This window comes from Sandaracinaceae bacterium, assembly GCA_020633055.1.
In the GTDB taxonomy this organism is placed as follows: domain Bacteria; phylum Myxococcota_A; class Polyangia; order Polyangiales; family Houyiibacteriaceae; genus JADJJE01.
The window spans coordinates 192,833-206,994 of the sequence record JACKEJ010000005.1 but is presented as its reverse complement, the minus strand read 5'-3'; the positions used below and the strand labels follow the sequence as shown (position 1 = coordinate 206,994).

At 72.4% G+C, this 14,162-nt stretch carries 13 protein-coding genes; 9 read left to right on the top strand and 4 right to left on the bottom strand.

The features are described 5' to 3' along the window. Nucleotides 1-115 precede the first annotated feature (115 nt). Both H6726_05735 and H6726_05730 read left to right on the top strand, forming a co-directional pair. Nucleotides 116-1,960, top strand: a complete 1,845-nt coding sequence (locus H6726_05735; GenBank protein ID MCB9657137.1) for a DUF4178 domain-containing protein — start codon at nucleotides 116-118, stop codon at nucleotides 1,958-1,960. A 9-nt stretch (nucleotides 1,961-1,969) separates the two neighbouring features. Beyond that, nucleotides 1,970-2,158, top strand: a complete 189-nt coding sequence (locus tag H6726_05730; protein MCB9657136.1) for a hypothetical protein — start codon at nucleotides 1,970-1,972, stop codon at nucleotides 2,156-2,158. An 81-nt stretch (nucleotides 2,159-2,239) separates the two neighbouring features. On the opposite strand, the gene H6726_05725 is transcribed toward H6726_05730, so the two are convergent. Next, complete coding sequence (locus H6726_05725) at nucleotides 2,240-3,655, bottom strand: hypothetical protein (GenBank protein MCB9657135.1); 1,416 nt, start codon at nucleotides 3,653-3,655, stop codon at nucleotides 2,240-2,242. Nucleotides 3,656-3,733: 78 nt separating this feature from the next. Here H6726_05725 and H6726_05720 point away from each other — a divergent pair, with 78 nt between their 5' ends. Together H6726_05720 and H6726_05715 are read left to right on the top strand one after the other, a co-directional pair. Beyond that, nucleotides 3,734-4,747 carry a prenyltransferase gene (locus H6726_05720; protein ID MCB9657134.1) on the top strand — a complete coding sequence of 338 codons (1,014 nt, stop codon included), beginning with the start codon at nucleotides 3,734-3,736 and terminating at the stop codon, nucleotides 4,745-4,747. Beyond that, nucleotides 4,744-5,514, top strand: a complete 771-nt coding sequence (locus tag H6726_05715) for a ferrochelatase (GenBank protein MCB9657133.1) — start codon at nucleotides 4,744-4,746, stop codon at nucleotides 5,512-5,514. The genes H6726_05720 and H6726_05715 overlap by 4 nt, the downstream gene beginning before the upstream one ends. Before the next feature lie 63 nt (nucleotides 5,515-5,577). Here H6726_05715 and H6726_05710 read toward each other — a convergent pair whose 3' ends face one another. Further along, nucleotides 5,578-6,501, bottom strand: a complete 924-nt coding sequence (locus tag H6726_05710) for a prenyltransferase (GenBank protein ID MCB9657132.1) — start codon at nucleotides 6,499-6,501, stop codon at nucleotides 5,578-5,580. Between the two features lie 44 nt (nucleotides 6,502-6,545). Between H6726_05710 and H6726_05705 the strand changes: the two genes are divergently transcribed. The 5 genes from H6726_05705 (at nucleotide 6,546) to H6726_05685 (ending at nucleotide 11,743) form a co-directional block, all read left to right on the top strand. Beyond that, on the top strand, nucleotides 6,546-7,523 hold the full coding sequence (locus H6726_05705; protein ID MCB9657131.1) for a hypothetical protein: 978 nt from the start codon (nucleotides 6,546-6,548) through the stop codon (nucleotides 7,521-7,523). Then, nucleotides 7,520-8,725, top strand: coding sequence for an AAA family ATPase (locus H6726_05700; protein MCB9657130.1), 1,206 nt, complete (start codon nucleotides 7,520-7,522; stop codon nucleotides 8,723-8,725). The genes H6726_05705 and H6726_05700 overlap by 4 nt, the downstream gene beginning before the upstream one ends. A gap of 179 nt (nucleotides 8,726-8,904) precedes the next feature. Then, complete coding sequence (locus H6726_05695) at nucleotides 8,905-10,101, top strand: zinc ABC transporter substrate-binding protein (protein MCB9657129.1); 1,197 nt, start codon at nucleotides 8,905-8,907, stop codon at nucleotides 10,099-10,101. Next, a complete protein-coding gene (locus H6726_05690) occupies nucleotides 10,098-10,916 on the top strand; it encodes a metal ABC transporter ATP-binding protein (GenBank protein ID MCB9657128.1) in 819 nt (272 codons plus the stop codon). The genes H6726_05695 and H6726_05690 overlap by 4 nt, the downstream gene beginning before the upstream one ends. 32 nt (nucleotides 10,917-10,948) lie before the next feature. Then, a complete protein-coding gene (locus H6726_05685; protein ID MCB9657127.1) occupies nucleotides 10,949-11,743 on the top strand; it encodes a metal ABC transporter permease in 795 nt (264 codons plus the stop codon). Nucleotides 11,744-11,771: 28 nt separating this feature from the next. Here H6726_05685 and H6726_05680 read toward each other — a convergent pair whose 3' ends face one another. Both H6726_05680 and H6726_05675 read right to left on the bottom strand, forming a co-directional pair. Then, entirely contained in the window at nucleotides 11,772-12,914 is a 1,143-nt protein-coding gene (locus H6726_05680; GenBank protein ID MCB9657126.1) for an acyl-CoA dehydrogenase, read from the bottom strand. A 5-nt stretch (nucleotides 12,915-12,919) separates the two neighbouring features. Then, the gene (locus tag H6726_05675) at nucleotides 12,920-14,158 is read right to left on the bottom strand and encodes an acyl-CoA dehydrogenase family protein (protein ID MCB9657125.1); all 1,239 of its coding nucleotides are present in this window, start codon (nucleotides 14,156-14,158) and stop codon (nucleotides 12,920-12,922) included. Nucleotides 14,159-14,162 lie beyond the last annotated feature (4 nt).

The window sequence follows — 14,162 nt, the reverse complement described above, 5'->3', positions numbered from 1 at the left end:
GGTGAACTGTGGTACCAATGCCGGCGAGACGTCGACGATGATGGGACCACGACAAGGGAGCTGTCCGAACTGTGGCGGCCCGATCGAATTCAAGCTCGGCTCCTCCGCCGCGTGCGTGTGTCCTTGGTGCCGTTACTCGGTCGTCCGCACCGATCGCGACCTGCAGTCCATCGGCAAGGTCGCGGACCTCGTGCCCACCGCCGCCATCATGGCCGTGGGGGACATCGGTCGCATCGAGGGCGAGGAGTTCGTGGTCGGCGGGCGTCAGCAGCTGGACCACGGGCATGGTCCCTGGGACGAGTTCTTCGTCGAGTTCACGCAGTCGCGTCGCTGGGCCTGGGTCGCCAAGGCGCAGGGCAAGTTCTACGTCACGCAAGACGTCGCGCTGAGCGGGCCCTTGCCGACGTGGGAACAGATGGCGCCCGGCAACCAGGGCACGCTCGAGGGCAAGAGCTGGACGGTGGCCGAGCGCGGGGCGTCGGCGTTGGTGTCCGCCGAGGGTGAGCTCCCGTTCCCCGCGCGCCCGGGTGACTCCGGTCGCTACGTGGACCTCGAGGGCCCGGACGCGGCGTTCGCCACCATCGACTACGGCGACGGAAGCGGCCAACCCAAGTTCTTCGTGGGCCGCCAGGTGGACCCCACGCGCTTCGAGCTGGTGCGCACGGCCGTCGGTCCACGCCCCGAGCAGAACGTCGACCTCGGCAAGCTCAAGTGCCCCAGCTGCGGCGGGCCCATGCCCATCCGCACGCCCGAGACCACGGAGCGCGCCGCGTGCCAGTACTGCCACGCGCTGGTGGACGTCAACCAGGGCAACCTGGCCGTGGCCGAGCAGCTGCGTCAGCCCAAGATCGAGCCGCTCATCCCGCTCGGGACGGAGGGCACCGTGCTGGGCGAGCAGGTCATCTGCATCGGCTTCATGCAGCGCAGCACGTGGTCGGACGGCGAGTCCTTCAACTGGCGCGAGTACCTCTTCCACGCGCCGGGCGGCTACCGCTGGCTCATGGAGGACAACGGCCACTTCATGTGGATCAAGCCCGTCAGCAACGCCGAGGTGGCGGTCCAGGGGCTCAACGCACGCTACGACGGTCGCTCGCACCGACTGTTCTCGACTGCGCACGCCACGGTGGACTTCGTGATCGGCGAGTTCTATTGGCGCGTGCGCGTCGGGGACACGGCCGATCTCGCCGACTTCATCGCGCCGCCCCATATCATCAGCGAGGAGCGCACCGACAACGAGGTCAACTGGTCCGCCGGGCAGTACATCGCCGGCAAAGACCTGTGGAAGGGGCTCGGCCTCGCGGGAGCCCCGCCCAAGCCCCAGGGCGTCGGCGTGGCGCAGCCCAACCCCGTGCGGCTGGGGCTGGCGTCGGCCATGGCGCTCGTCTTCATGCTCCTCATGTGCGGCGTGGGCGCCGTCGTGGACATGGGGCGGCCGACGCAGACCGTCTACGAGGCCCCCCTCCCGATGCCGCCGGTGCCGGGGGAGACACCCGAGGGCGCGTACGCATCGTACTCCACGACGTTCGCCGTGCCGGCGCGCACGCCGCTGGCCATCGAGATCGCCACCTCTTCGGACAACCAATGGGTGGCCGTCTCGGGTGCCCTCGTGAACCAGAACACGGCCGAGGTGATCGACTTCTTCGTCGACGCTGGCTACTACCACGGGTACACGCAGGGCGAGTCGTGGACCGAGGGCAGCACCACCGGCAGCATCCACATCTCGGCGCCGCCCCCAGGCAACTACTTCGTGCGCTTCGACCCCGAGTGGCAGGCGTTCCCGCAGCTGGGCGCCGCTCCAGCGGCGAGCTCTCCCACCGCCAGCGTCCGCATCGTGTCGGGCTCGCGGGGCATGGGCTGCTTCTGCTGCGGCTTCATCGTGCTGCTGCTGCCCTGGCTCTTCAGCTTCTTCCGACGTGGCTCTTTCGAGAGTCGCCGCAACCAGAACTCCAACCTCCACTAGGCCGAGCGCGTGCGACACCTGCTTTACCCCCTCTTCGGAGCCACCGTCATCGCCGTCTACACCTACACGGCGACGATGGGCGTCGACCCGTTCGCCAGCTCGACCGAGCACCGCACCATGCCGCCAGAGGTGCGCGCCGCGCCGTCCGGGCCGGGCGCGGCCGTGTTCTGGTACGGAGGCCTGCACGGGGGCAAGTGAACAGACCCCTCGCCCGAGGGTCATCGTGCGCGTCGTCCGCTGGCCGCCCGCTCACCGCTGTCAGCCGCAGCACGCCGAGGGTCAGCGCGCCAGGAAAAGGTTCACGTACTCGCGCTCGTGCGTGACCTCGCGCACGACGAATGGAGAGAGCCAGTCGGGCAGGGTGGGGACCTGGTGCGGGCTCTCCAGCTCGACCTCCACGAGAAAGAGCTCCCGATCGTCGAACGCGTCCACCTGCCACAGCAGGTCACCGTCCCGCACCTCGTAGCGACGCTTCACCACGCGCTGGCCCTCGGTGAGCGCCCACAGCGCGCTGAAGATGGGCTCGGTCGTGGCTTCCTCCAGCTCGACCCGCTGCACACCGCGACCCAGCTTGATGGTGCGCAGGTAGGTCGTGCCCGCCTCACTCTCCACCGCGCGCACGCGCTCGTGCAGGCGCTCCCCCGGGATGTACCCCTGGCGCAGGTGCAGCGGCGTCACCTCGGCGGCCTTCGGTGGGAGCGCATGGAGCAGGTACTTCCGCTCGATCTCCACGTCTCGCGGCGTGCGTTCCAAGGCGCTCACGAGACCCTCGACGCGCGAGAGCAGCTCGAGGTGCTGGGCCCCGATGGCCTCACGATCGCGTGCCGGGTTCAGCGCAGCGACCTGCGGCGCGTCGATCAGCGCGCTCAGCCCGGCCGCTCCCAGCACGGTCTCGATCGCCTCTGCGCTGACCTTCGGGCGCAGGGCGCGCGTCAGCGTGTGGCAGGTGCGCAGCGCCTTCTCCGCGTCGTCGTTCACCTCGTCCGAGAAGCCAGACGCGGCGCACAGGCCCAGCAGCAGGCTCAGCCGACGCGTGTGCTTCGCCGCCTGACGAGCGTCGATGCTGGGCGCGGAGAGGGCCTCGGTGGCGTCGGCCAGCGAGTGGCGCAGGTGACCCGAGAGCACCTGGTCGAAGCGCTCGGGGGGCGCGGTCGCGAACTGCACGCTCACGCAAGCGTACGCCTCGAGCACGCCGTCGGCGGCGCGCTGGGCGTCGCGGCGTGCGCGCGCGACGTCGTGTGCATAGCGCGTGTGCTCCATGCGCAGGTAGCCGTCCACGATGGGCGCCGTCTCTGGGCCGAGGCGCGCCTCCACCCAGCCCGCGAGCTCCTCCGCGGAGGCGACGGCCGAGAGGCGTCGGCGTGCGCGCCCCAGCAAGGCCCGCGCGCGGCGGTGTTGCTTCGCGGCGCGCTTGCCCAGTCGCGCGTCCGCGTGCCCGGCGTGCTCGTCACGCGAGGCGACCAACGACCCGTGGAAGATGGACAGCGCGTCGCGCAGCGCGACGCACGCCTCGGAGAGCGACGTGGCCGCCACGCCCGAGGGGTCGCCGATACCGGCGCCGTGGTCGAGGGACTCCTCTTCGTCCGTGTGGGGCTCGAGATCGGCGGTCTGCGCGAGGACGCCGTGCGCCAACATGCGCACGACGCGACGAGCGGCTTCGTGATGGGATCGTTCGCGGAGGTCGGTGGGCAGCACGCGGGAAGGGTAGCAGACGCGCTCGTGCACCCGCCCGCTCGCGTTGCCGCCCGCGGAGCGGCGCGCGACACTCGGACGATGCCACCCGCAGACGCGCCTCTCCCCACCACCTGGGAAGACCCCCGCGCCGATGCGCTGCGCGCGCAGCCTGTTTGGGCGCGTTGGTGGTATGCGCTCAAGCCCGCGAGCTGGCCCAAGCTGTTGGTGCCAGCGGTGCTGGGCCAGGCGGCAGGGGTGGCACACGCGGGCGGCGCGCACATCGACGGGCTCCTCCTCGGGGCGACCTTCACGCTGGCGTTGCTTGGCTTCATCGTGCTGGTGAACGACTGGAGCGACGCCGACGTGGACCGGGTGAAGCGCGCGCTCTATCCGCGGACGTGCAGCCCCAAGACCATTCCGGACGGCCTCCTCACGCGCGGTGCGCTGCTCGGCGCGGGCCTCGGGTCCCTCGCGGTGGCGATCGCGGCTGCGTTCGCCCTGGAGCGCGCTCTGCCGCGCCCCCTCGCGGGCGCCTCGGCCCTCGCCTGCGCCGGGGTCTTCATCGCCTACTCGTTGCCTCCGCTGCGCCTCAACTACCGCGGGGGCGGGGAGCTGCTCGAGGCCCTCGGCGTGGGCGCGGCGCTCCCGTGCTGGAACGCGTACGTCCAGTGCGGCGAAGGGCTGCCGCCGCCCCTGCGCGACGTGTTGCCTGCCTTCGTGTGCCTCTCGCTCGGCAGCGCGCTGGCGAGTGGGTTGAGCGACGAGGTGAGCGACCGGCGCGGCGGGAAGCGCACGTTCACCACGTGGCTCGGGAACGCGCGCGTCCGCAGCGCGGTCCTGGGCTGCACGGTGGTCGCGGCGGCCCTCTTCGTGTTGGCCCCGGCGTGGCGCGCGCTGGCCCTCGGCGACGAGGCGAGCGCCGCTCTGCTCGCAGGGGGTGTGGGCGCCGTCAGCTGTACGGTCGCAGCTGTGCGCATGCGCGCGGTGTCGGCGGAGGCGGTGACGGACGCCTTCCCCGCCCAGGCGCTGTTCAAGCAGCGCCTCCACGGGGCGATATGGTATGGCTCCGTCGCTGTGATGATCACGCGCGCGCTGCTGATGGGACGAGCATGAGCCATACGAGCTCCGTGTCACCCGCTGATGCCTGGGACGCGGTCTTGGCGCAGCTCCGCGACCTGGACGCGCGCGTGGACGCCACCTCGGGGTCGGGCCTCAGCCTGGATCCGAGCACCCCGGGCCGCCGCGCCACACGGGCGGCGACGCTGGCCGCCCGCCTGGCCGACGCGCCCCATGACGAGCGCCTGGTGCTGGGGATGGCGCTGGCCGAGGTGGGTGAAGCCGTGCTCGACGCGTTCCCCAACAACCTGTTCTGGGACCTGGACGGCGTCCTGGCCGAGCTGCGTCGCGCGGCGAAGTCCTCGCTCGACGCGGTGCGCGCGCTGGCTCGCGCGCTGGCCGAGCTGATGGCGCTCTTCGGTCGCGAGTCGCCGATCCAGTTCCAGTACGTGCACGACTTCGTGTATGGCTTCGACTGGGCCGAGTGGGTGCGCCGCGAGCCCGACGGACGCGCTCAGGTGCGCCCCTTCGACGCCCGCTACGTGGCCCGCACGCGCCAGCGTGGGCTCGAGCTGCTGGCCCTGATCGAGGCGGACGACGCCAAGTACCCACGCTTGCCCAAGGGGGAGTTCCGCAACCCCTTCTCGTTCTCGCGCACCGCGACGCAAGAGCGCGCCCTGTTCGAGGCGCTCGCCGCCGCGGGGAGCATCCCCAACCCGGCGTGGTCGTGCGACGCCACCCCCACGTGGGACCGCGACTTCGATCAGGAGCGGGAGGCGGTGGCGGCCAGGCTCGGCCTCGTGCGCAGCGACGGGGCACGCTGAGGGCTCCGCCGTAGGCCATGCGCGCGAGGGCCTCACGTCTTGCGCACACGATGCGACCGCGAGTCACCCGCCCAGAGCGAGCCCCCACGCGAAGGCGACCAGCCACAGCGTCATGGCCGTGCCCTGCACCAACGCGTAGCCGAGGCGCGTGCGGAAGCGGAGGTGCGCAAGCAGCGGCGCCACGCTCACGGCTAGCAGCGACTGCTCGTCAGCCGTGAACCGCGCGGCGCCGAGCGCGCTGGCGAGGGCCACGGCGCACAGGAACGTGACGACGCCCCACGCACGCGCGCGCGCTTCCCCCACCCGCACGGGGAGGCTGCGCTTACCCACAGCGCGGTCTCCCTCGAGGTCCGGCATGGCGGTGGTGATGTTGCCCGCCACGCCGAACAGCACCATGGGCAGCAGGACGTCGAGGGGCGCCCGCGGCTCGCCCGTGACGAGGTAGTAGCCCACCCACGGGAGCACCACGCCGATGCCCAGCCCCTGTAGCCACTCGCCGTGGCCGCGGTGCGAGAGGCGCGCGGGGGCAAAGCTGTAGAGCTGGAGCAGCGCCAGGGCCATGACGCTGCCCACCCACGCGAGGGGACGTCGCGGCGCGAGCGCTGCGCCCAGCGACAGCAGCCCCAGCGCCGCGGCGAGCGCCGCGCGCCCGACGGACGCCGGCGTGAGGGAGCCGTCGACCAACACCCCCGAGCCGCCCGACAGCAGCGTCCGCGTCGTGGTGTCCGTGTCGCGGTCCGCGTAGTCGTTCGCGAAGACGATGGCGAGCTGGTCCAGCACCGAGAACGCGGCGCACGCAGCCAGCGCCCACGCCTCGAGGCGCGCGCCTTCGCCTACCCCGGCCGCCACCCCGACCGCGATCGGCAGGGCGATGTTGGCCTGCGCCAACGGTCGCGCGGCCCGCAGCCACACGCGGGCGCGCGACGAGGCCGACCCGCGCGTGCGGCGATACGGCGGCGCGACCGAGGGTGGGGGCGTGGCGGACATAGGTCTCGGGACTCTACGCGGGCCTGGTGTGCTATGCCCACCCGATGCCGAGCCCCCCCGCGGCCCCGCGACCCCTGCCTCCGCCCTTCGATCGGCGCGTGCAGCTGTTCACGGGCAAGGGCGGCGTGGGCAAGACCAGCGTGATCGCGGGGCTCGCGCTGGCCGCGGCGGAGCGTGGGCAGCGGCCGCTGATCGTCGAGCTCGGGCACCGCGCCAGTGTCCCGACCGTGCTGACCCCCGGCGCCGACGTCACGGTGGGCTACGCCCCCGTCGAGCTGGTGCCCGGCGTCTTCGCGATGAACATGGCGCTCGACGACGCGCTCGAGGACTACATCACGCAGCAGGTCCGCGTCCGTCGCGTCGCGCGCGCCATCACCCAGAACCAAGCGCTGCGCCGCTTCTTCCACGCGGCGCCCGCGGTGAACGAGGTCGTCACGCTGCATCGCCTCGGGCGCCTCGCCACCGCGTCGCTGGGCAAGCCCGGAGGGTTCGCGCCCATCTTGGTGGACCTCGACGCGACCGGCCACGCCCTCATGTTCCTGGAGCTCCCACGGGTCTTCGAGGGGCTCGCCGAGAGCGGGCCGCTGCGCACGCTGCTCGACGGGTTCTCGCGGCTGCTGCGCGACGAGGCGACCACCGTGTTGCACCTGGTCGCGCTGCCGCTCGAGCTCCCCGCGCACGAGACGGAGGAGCTCTACGAGCAGCTGCGCGCGGACCCGACCACTGGGCGGAGCGCGCGCGTCCCGCTGGGGGCGCTGATTGTGAACAGCATGCCCATCGCGCCCCTGAGCGCCGACGAGGAGGCGCAGCTGGACGATCTCGCGCGCCGAGCCCCAGCGCTCGTGGCGGACATCGCGCTCGCGCGGTGCGCTCAGCAGACGGCTCGCGAGGCGCGCCGCGTCGGGGAGGCGCTCGTGCGCCGTGTGCCCCTCACGCCGCGTGTGCTGCCTCGGGCGGCGGGGGCCCTCGGCCTCGTGGAGCTTGCGGGCCTCGGGCGGCGGCTGCTGGAGGAACCCGGGTGAGCGCCACGACATCCCACCCCATCGACGAGCTGTTGCGCACGCGACGTTTGATCGTGTGCGTCGGTCCGGGCGGCGTCGGCAAGACCACCAGCTCGGCCGCGATGGCGCTGCGGGCGGCGCGCATGGGTCGCCGGGCGCTCGTGCTCACCATCGATCCCGCCAAGCGGTTGGCGGACGCGCTGGGGCTCGACGGGCTCGACGACGAGGTGCGTCGCGTACCTGGTCTCGACGCCCTCGAGCCGCTCCCCGGGGTCCCCGCGATGGGCAGCCTCGACGCCGCCATGCTCGACACCAAGGCCAGCTACGACGCGCTCCTCACGCGCCTCACGGACGGAGTGTCGCGTGACCGCATCTTCGCCAACCGCGCGTACCAAGCGTTCTCGCGCACCATGGCGCGCTCGCACGCCTACGTGGCGATGGAGCGGCTGCTGCAGGTGTTCGAGGAAGAGCGCTGGGACCTGATCGTGCTCGACACCCCGCCGACACGCAGCGCGCTCGACATCCTGGATGCCCCCGAGCGGCTCTCGCGCTTCCTCGACGAGCGCATCGTGCAGTGGTTCCTCGGTGGCGCGCGCGGCGGCGAACGCTCCCAGGGCGGCGCTGCACGTGACGCATCGGACGGCCTCGGCGGGCGCGCCGCGGTCAAGCTGCTGGGCGTCCTGGTAGGCCCCGAAGTCGTGCAGGAGTTGGTGTCGTTCTTCTCCGTCTTGGCGCACCTTCAGAAGGGGTTCCGCGAGCGCGCGGCCCGCACCACGCGGCTGCTCGAGAGCCCGGCGACGGCGTTCGTGCTCACCGCCGCACCCATGCCGAGCGGGCTGGCCGACGCGGCGAACCTCCTCGAGGGGCTGCGCGCGCGGGGCGTCAGGCTCTCGCTGCTGCTGTTCAACCGCGCGTACACGGCGGAGCCCGTCCTCGACGCCGGGGGCGAAAGCCAGAGTATCGCGTACGAGCCCTTGCGGGCGCCGGGGCGCGTCGACGTGTCCTCGGGGCTGCCCGGTCCGCTGAACGCCCTGGCCGAGCGGCTCTTGGCGGTGCGCGCGGCAGCGCATGCCGAGAACCAGGCCGAGGCGGCGCGCATGCGGGCCCTGCAGCGTGACGCGGCCGGCGCGCCCGCGTGGCTACTGCCGCGGGCCACGCGCGAGCTGAACCGACTCCACGACCTCAGCGCGTTGCTCGAGAGGCCCGTGCCGCTCGGGTCGTGAAGCGGTGGCGCGGCCCCTCTCGCGAGCGCGCGGGGGAACGAGGAAGCTGGCCCGGCTCGGTCAGCGCCTGCACGTCCCCCGGCGTGCAGGCGCTGACCGACGGCATGGCCTGTCCGCAAACGGCGAGGTATCCAAATGAGGGGCTTCCACGGTCGAGGGGGATCGTGTCCAATGCCCGCATGCCCTCGAACGCCCGGTTCCAGCGCTGCCTGCGCGCGCTGTCGTTCGCGCTCGCGCTCGGGCTCGTCCCCACGAGCCTGCTGGCCTGTGGGGGCAACGACGCGCCAGCCGGGCGCCCCAAGGTAGCGGTGTCCATCTTTCCCCTGTACGACATCGCCCGGCGGGTCGCAGGGGACCAGCTGGAGGTTGTCTTGGTGCTTCCGGTCGGCCGTTCCGAGCACTCCTACCGGCCCACGCCGCGCGAGATCGCGCGCCTGTCCGGGACACGGCTGGCCGTGGGGGCGGGGCTCCAGCTGGACACCTGGCTCACCCAAGTGGTGCGCAACGCGTCCGACACCGAGGTCGAGGTCCTGGAGCTGGGGCCCGAGCTCCACCCCAGGCGGATGAGCGGCCGCGAGGTCGGGCAGAACGAGGTGCACGGCGCGCATGCGGGCGAGGGCGAGCACCACGAGGGCGCCAACGATGGTCACGACGATGGTCACGACGGAGACGGACACGCGGAGGAAGGACACGCGGAGGAAGGACGCGCCGAGGAAGGACACGCCCCTGCCGCTGGCCACGCCGCGGACGACGACCACGACGATGATCACGACGAGCACGCCGCCCACGTGGCCGCCGGTGCGGCTGGCCAGCAGCATGCGGCGCGCGCGGAGGCGCACCACGAGGAGCACCATGATCATCACCACGGCGGGCTCGACCCACACTTCTGGCTCGACCCCGTGCGCATGATCGAGGCGGTGGACCTGCTGGTCGCCGCGTTCACCCGTCTGGACCCTGCGGCGGCGGACTCGTTCCGCTCGCGCGGCGACGAGGTGAAGCGGGCCCTGCGGGCCCTGGACGAGCGCCTGCGCGCCGAGCGCGCCACCTTCACGCGCAACCGCATCATCACGTTCCACGGCTCGTTCGGGTACTTCGCGGAGCGCTACGACCTCGAGATCGCCGCCGTGGTGGAGCCTTCGCCCGGGCGCGAGCCCACCGCGCGCTACCTGGCCGAGGTGCTGGCGGTCATTGCGGAGACGCACCCCGCGGCGCTCTTCAGCGAGCCGCAGCTGGACCCGCGCCCCGCTCAGGTCATCGCGCACGACGCACGCCTGCCCCTGTTCGAGCTGGACCCGGTGGGTGGCACGGAGGGTGTGGCCAGCTACGAGGCGCTGCTCCTGCACAACGGCTCGGTGCTCGCGCGGGCGCTGCGATGAGCGGCCGTCCGTCGCTGGGCTCGCTGACCAAGCCCGACCGTGAAAAGGAGCCCTGCGTCTTCGAGGTGTCCGGCGTCACGAAGCGCTACGGCGACCACCTCGTGCTGGACGACGTGTCCTTCTGGATCCCCAAGGGCGAGTTCCTCTGCCTGTGCGGCCCGAACGGCGCGGGGAAGAGCACGCTGCTGAAGATCATCCTGGGCCTCGAGCAGCCCGACGCGGGCGAGGTGCGCATCGGGCAAGGCGCCACGGCGGGCACGCGCGCGACCAGCCGCGAGGTGGGCTACGTGCCGCAGCACAAGGCGTTCCACCGCGACTTCCCCGCGCGCGTGGAGGACCTGATCGTCGCGAACCTGCGCGGCCGCTGGCCGTACCGCATCCGCGAGAGCGAGCGCGCCGCCGCCGAGGCCGCGCTGGCGCGCGTCGGTGGGCAGCACCTGTGGGGCAAGGAGATCTCCAAGCTCTCGGGTGGGCAGATGCAGCGCGTCTTCCTGGCGCGCGCGTTGGTGACGCAGCCAGCGCTGCTCATCCTGGACGAGCCCACCGCGGGCGTGGACATCCGCGGTCGCGACGAGTTCGTGGAGATCCTGTTCGAGATCAGCCGCAGCGACGAGCTGGCCGCCATCCTGGTCACGCACCACATGGGCGAGGTGGCGCGCACCGCCGAGCGCGTGCTGTACCTCGAGCACCGCGTGGTGGCGTGGGGCCTGCCCGACGAGCTGCTCGGCCGCCCCGACCTGCTGGCCATCAGCGACCCGGGCGCACGCAGCACCCGCTGGGACCCCGTGCCCGAGTGCGCGGAGGAGCACACGTGAGCTGGCTCCTCGACCCCCTCGCGCAGGGCTTCATGCAGCGCGCGTTCATCGCGGGCATGCTCGTGGGCGGGCTCTGCGCCTGCATCGGCGTGTTCGTCGTGAAGCGCGGCCTGTCGTTCATCGGCGATGGGCTGGCGCACGCCACGTTCGGAGGCATCGCCCTCGGCCTGTGGCTCGAGCTGAACGTGCAGCAGGCCGTGTGGGTCGCGCTGCCCTTCACGGTGGTCGTCGCGCTCGGCATCGCCTACGTCCTCCGCAGCGGGAAGCTGGGTGGGGACGTGGCCACCGGCGTGTTCTTCGCCGTCTCGTTCGCGCTGGGCGTGCTCTTCCTCGGCCTACGCCCCCCGGACGCGCCCATGGTGGACGTCGAGAGCGTGTTGTTCGGGAGCATCCTCGCCATCGGGCAGGTCGACCTGTACACCGTCGCGGGCGTCACGGTGGTGGCCGCCCTGGTGCTGTCCGCCACGTGGAGCCGCTTGGCGTACGCCACGTTCGACCCGGCCCTCGCGCGCCTCTCGGGCGTGCCCGTGTCCGCGCTCGACTACATGCTGCTCGCGCTCACTGCGGTCGTGATCGTCGTCTCGGTGAAGACGGTCGGCATCGTGCTGGTGAGCTCGTTCATCGTCATCCCGGCCGCCACGGCGGGGCTCGTCGCGCGCAGCATCGGGCGCATGTCCCTCTTGGCCGTGACGCTCGGCGTGGTCGGGGCCGGCAGCGGGCTGATCGCCAGCTACCACCTCGACGTCGCGAGCGGCGCCACCATCATCCTGCTGCTGGGCACGTTCTTCGCGCTGGCCATGGGCCTGAGCGCGCTGCGCCGCGGGTGAGCGCGACGCAGGCGTCGAGTCGTCAGGCTCAGCCGTCGATGAGCAGGTCCGCCACGCGCGCCTTGTGGTAGGCGGCGTCGCCGAACAGCAGCTCGCTGTGCTTGTTGCGCTTGAAGAAGAAGTGCACGTCCGACTCCCACGTGAAGCCGATGCCACCATGCAGCTGCACGGCGCGGCTGCTGGTGAAGTCGGCCGCCTCCGTGGCCGCCGCCTTCGCCATGTGCGCCAAGAGGCGCGCGTCGTCGCGACCCTCGTCGAGCGCCTCGGCCGCCGCGTACACCAGCGACTTGGCCCGGTCGACGCTCATCATGGCGTTCACGAGCGGGTGCTTGACCCCCTGGTAGCTGCCGATGGCGCGATCGAACTGGGTGCGCACCTTGGCGTACTCCACCGTGGTCTGCAGCAGCCACTCGCTCGTGCCCACCATGTCGGCCGCGAGCAGGAGCCACGCGTCCGGCATGGCGCTCGCGAGCAGCGCGTCACCGCCCGGCAGCACCGCGCTGGCCTCCGCCACGACGCCCTCGAGCTGTACCGTGCCCTGCTCGCGCGTCAGGTCGACGATGCCGTCGCGCCGGTGCGTCACGCCCGCGGCGTCGCGAGGTAGCACCACCAGCGCAGCGCCGTCGGGCCCCGTCGAGCGCACGACGAGCCACTCCGCCTTGCCGGCGTCCTGCACGAAGTGCGTGCTGCCGGTCAGGGTGAGCGCGCCGGAGCCCGACACCGTGTGCGTCACGCTCGCGGTGTGCTCCCACTCGCCGTAGGCATCGCACACGGCGAGCGTGGCGCGCGCCCCCTCCGCGAGGTGCCCGAGCAGCGCGCCGCCCGCCTCGGAGTCCGCCACACGTCGCGCCAAGAACGCCACCATCAGCGTGCTCTCGATGGCGCTCGGGAACGCGTGGCGGCCCAGCTCCTCCGCCAATGCGGCGAGCGCGGCGCGTGGGAGCTGCAGGCCCCCTTGCGCCTCGGGCACGGCCGCGGCCACGAAGCCCAGCTCGGCCCCCGCCCGGAACGCGTCGTCGCTGGGCCAGGCCGTGGGCATGCGCATGGGCTCGGGGTCCAGCGCGGTCGCCTGCCGCAGCGCGGCGAGGTCGGCGTTCGCGCCGAGGAACTTGCGTGCGCTCTCGCGGAAGAGGGCGCAGTCGTCGTCGAAACCGTAGGTCGCTTGGCTCATGGTGGTCAGCTCTTGGGCAGCCCGAGGACGCGCTCCCCGAGGATGTTGCGTTGGATCTCGCTGGTGCCCGCCGCGATGGTCGCGCCGAAGCTGTTCATGTAGGCGAGGGGCCACTGCCCCTCGGCGGGCGCCCGCTCGTCGCTGAGGTAGAGCGACGCGGCCGGCCCCTCGATCTCGAGCGCGGCGGCGGCGAGGTCCTGCAGCAGCTCGGTGCCGGCCAGCTTGACCTGCAAGGGCAGCCGCATGGGGTGGTCCACCAGCGTCCCGCTGCGCGCGCGCTTGCCGTTTTCGGCCAGGCCGCGCTCGCGGATGGCCAGCGCCGCGATGCGCGCGCGCACCTGCGGGTCCTCCGTGGCGGGCCGCCCGTTGCGGCGCTGCGTCTTGGCCAGCGCGATGAGGCCACGCACGTTGTGCGCCAAGCCTTCGCTGCCCACGCCCCCGGCAGGCGTGACCAGCGGGCCCGCGCCGCGCTCGTGCAGCAGCGTGGTCATGGCCACGTTCCAGCCCTCGCCCGTCTTGCCCAGGCGCCAGGCCTCCTTCACGGGCGTGTCCTCGAACAGCACCTCGTTGAAGCCCGCCTCGCCCGTCATCTTGATCAGCGGCCGCACCGTCACGCCCCGGTGCCCTTCGACCGGCACCACGTAGTAGCTGAGGCCCTTGTGCTTGTGCTCGCGCGAGGTGCGCACCAGCAGGATCATCCACTGCGCGAAGTGCGCGAGGCTGGTCCACACCTTGTGCCCGTTGAGCAGGAAGTCTCCGGGCGACGCCGCGTCCGGCGTGAGGCTGGCCTGCACGCTCGCGAGGTCCGATCCGCTGCCCGGCTCGCTGAAGCCCTGGCACCAGATCTGCTCGCCCGAGAGGATGCCCGGCAGCAGCTCGCGCTTCAGCTCCTCCTGCGCGTGGTGATAGATGGTCGGCGCCGCCATGCCGAGCCCGATCATGTTCACCAAGAACGGCGTGCGAGCGCGGTTCATCTCCTCGTTGGCGATGCGCTGGAAGCCCTTGTTCCCGCCGCCGCCGTACTCCTTGGGGTAGTCGGCGCCCACCAGGCCCGCGTCGTAGCAGCGCTTCTGCCAGGCCTGCAGGTAGTCCAGCTGCGCGCGCGTCATCGTCTCGATAGGGTGCTGCGGCAGCCGCACCGGGGCCGGCGGGGGGCGGTTGTCGTGCAGCCAGGCGCGGCAGTAGGTGCGGAACTCTTCCTGCTCGCGTCGCGGCTCGGCTTGGGCGTCGGGCGCTGTGGTCATGGGC

Coding starts and splice junctions, on each gene's coding strand:
- H6726_05710 (MCB9657132.1), bottom strand. CDS start 6,501: ATGTCCGCCACGCCCCCACCCTCGGTCGCGCCGCCGTATCGCCGCACG.
- H6726_05705 (MCB9657131.1), top strand. CDS start 6,546: ATGCCGAGCCCCCCCGCGGCCCCGCGACCCCTGCCTCCGCCCTTCGAT.
- H6726_05720 (MCB9657134.1), top strand. CDS start 3,734: ATGCCACCCGCAGACGCGCCTCTCCCCACCACCTGGGAAGACCCCCGC.
- H6726_05680 (MCB9657126.1), bottom strand. CDS start 12,914: ATGAGCCAAGCGACCTACGGTTTCGACGACGACTGCGCCCTCTTCCGC.
- H6726_05685 (MCB9657127.1), top strand. CDS start 10,949: ATGCAGCGCGCGTTCATCGCGGGCATGCTCGTGGGCGGGCTCTGCGCC.
- H6726_05675 (MCB9657125.1), bottom strand. CDS start 14,158: ATGACCACAGCGCCCGACGCCCAAGCCGAGCCGCGACGCGAGCAGGAA.
- H6726_05715 (MCB9657133.1), top strand. CDS start 4,744: ATGAGCCATACGAGCTCCGTGTCACCCGCTGATGCCTGGGACGCGGTC.
- H6726_05690 (MCB9657128.1), top strand. CDS start 10,098: ATGAGCGGCCGTCCGTCGCTGGGCTCGCTGACCAAGCCCGACCGTGAA.
- H6726_05695 (MCB9657129.1), top strand. CDS start 8,905: ATGCCCTCGAACGCCCGGTTCCAGCGCTGCCTGCGCGCGCTGTCGTTC.